This is a genomic window from Endozoicomonas atrinae, from assembly GCF_001647025.1.
Lineage (GTDB): Bacteria > Pseudomonadota > Gammaproteobacteria > Pseudomonadales > Endozoicomonadaceae > Endozoicomonas > Endozoicomonas atrinae.
In genome coordinates this window covers 1-2,095 of the sequence record NZ_LUKQ02000479.1, presented here as the reverse complement: position 1 = coordinate 2,095, position 2,095 = coordinate 1, and the positions used below count along the sequence as shown (strand labels likewise).

Sequence of the window (2,095 nt, the reverse complement as noted above, 5' to 3'; positions counted from 1 at the left end):
GGCGTAACCGGCGTTATCGATTACCAGACCGGGGATTTTACGGTTCTGGCCTTGCAGGATTACAACTATACAGAATACAGCAATGTCTCTCGCTCTGTTGCTGGTCGCACTTATTACCGGGTAGAAAGCACCAACACCACCAGAACCCAGACCTTTAACGGCAGCAGCATCACCGCCATCGCCCAGGCCAGCAACCTGAGCCATGCCCCCTACAGCGAAACATTACCATCGCCCGAACTGACCCTGGATCTATTGCCCTTGATCAGCGATACCCTGCTGCCGGGCAGCGTGGTGTTTAGTTGGAACGGTCAAACCTACTATGACCGGGATGGCCAGGTGTTCGCCGATCTCAGCACCGAAACCAACGCCGGCCTGCAGGTGGGCAGCATTGACTACAGTGGAGGCGTGGTCACGTTAGCCACTTATCCACAGGGTGGATTTACCAGCGCCACCATCGAAGCAGCCGCCACTATCGGCCCGGGTTTCAAAGTAGACGCTGTGGCCTTTCGCACACCGGGATCACCGGTCAGATTGGGCAGCTTGCAGCTAACGGCAGTGCGAGTGGATAACGGCGACCTTATCACCGCCAGCGCCGACTTTAACGGCGAGATAAACACCAGTGAAGTGCAGGGAAAGATCGACACCACCACCGGCTGGTGTGAGATTCAATTTACCAACGGCACAGATCCAATTTTCGTCATACCGCAGAGCATACGATATAACTGCATTGTGGAAACCAGCCTGCCGCTGGACGCCGAACTGATCGGGCTAGACCCGGTGCGTTTACCACCGGATGGTAAGGTGCCCATTTTCAGAGCAGGCGACATCGTGGTGATCAGCCACACCAGCAGCACCGATGCCGCTACCCCTACCGCAGGCCAGGTGATCAACCTGAGCCGTGACCATCAGGCCGACATTGTGGTGGAAGACAGTACCGGGGCTTTGTTGAAAGCGGATCAATACACCACCGACCGGGAAGCCGGAACCATTACCTTTGCAGACCCACTGAGCCTGATCGACGACCAGAGCAACCCACTGACCGCCCCCTTTACCATTAAAGACCGGGTGGAACACATGAGCGTCCTCAGCGACGTTCAGATCAACGGTGATCTTTCTATTATTTCGCCTGTCCCTTGGGATTTACCCGCAACCGAAACCACAGTAAGCAGTGCGGTCGTGTATGGCGATCTTCAGGCGAGAGTGAAAAACTTTTTCAGCCAGAAGGTATGGGATAACGGCGACCCGAACTGGACAGACAACCGGATCGGTGACCAGACCACCGCCCAATACAACACCATCAACTATCCAGTGGAGGTGACCAACAAGGGAGCCATCTATGGCAAGTGGGCGGTGATTTTTACCAGCAGTACAGCTTTTCAGGTGGTCGAGGAAAAGCTCGGGATCATTGAAACCGGAAGCACGACAACGGACACCGCACCCATTAACCCGGAAGCGGGCGTTCCCTATTTCACCCTGAAAGTCGATGGATGGGGCAGCGGTTGGGCAACGGGAAACGCTATCCGTTTTAACACTGATGGATGCCTTGCTCCGGTGTGGATTTGCAGGACGGTGCTTTCAGGACAGGGCACCGAAACCAACGACGATTTTACACTACAGATTCGGGGGGATGCTGACTGATGCCGGTTCAATACTACAGTTGGAACGATTCAGGTGCCCCGGAATTTAAATATTTAAGTGGTGGTTATGGCGCTTATAAAAATTCCATCATTGAAGTGCTCGATGCGATTTTAGTGAACGGATACGGCAGTAAACCGGGATTTGGCTGGACAAAGGAAATGACCTCGACGGTGCCGGACAGTAACCGCACCGTGTACAAAAATCATTCAGCCCATCAGGACGATATGTACCTGATCGTGGAGTCTGACGGTAATCAGCAGCAAGGGTTCAAAATGCAGATTGCCGATGTTGTGACCAGCCCGGAAAGTTACGCTGGATACAGCCAGATCGCTGCCGTGACACAAACCCACGGTGGTACACAACGCTGGCACGCCATCGGCGATGAGCGAACGCTGATCTTTGTTTTTTACAGCGGTTATGTGGACACCCTCTCAGCCGGTTATTTCAACCGGTACGG

Annotated in this window: 2 protein-coding genes; both read left to right on the top strand. The window is 54.1% G+C overall.

What is annotated here, in order from left to right; genetic code table 11:
- Positions 1–1,638: hypothetical protein (locus AK963_RS33865; protein ID WP_202969902.1), on the top strand; the 1,638-nt coding region annotated here is incomplete at its 5' end.
- A partial coding sequence (locus AK963_RS28135) for a hypothetical protein (RefSeq protein ID WP_202969901.1) occupies positions 1,638–2,095 on the top strand: 458 nt, incomplete at its 3' end. The genes AK963_RS33865 and AK963_RS28135, both read left to right, overlap by 1 nt.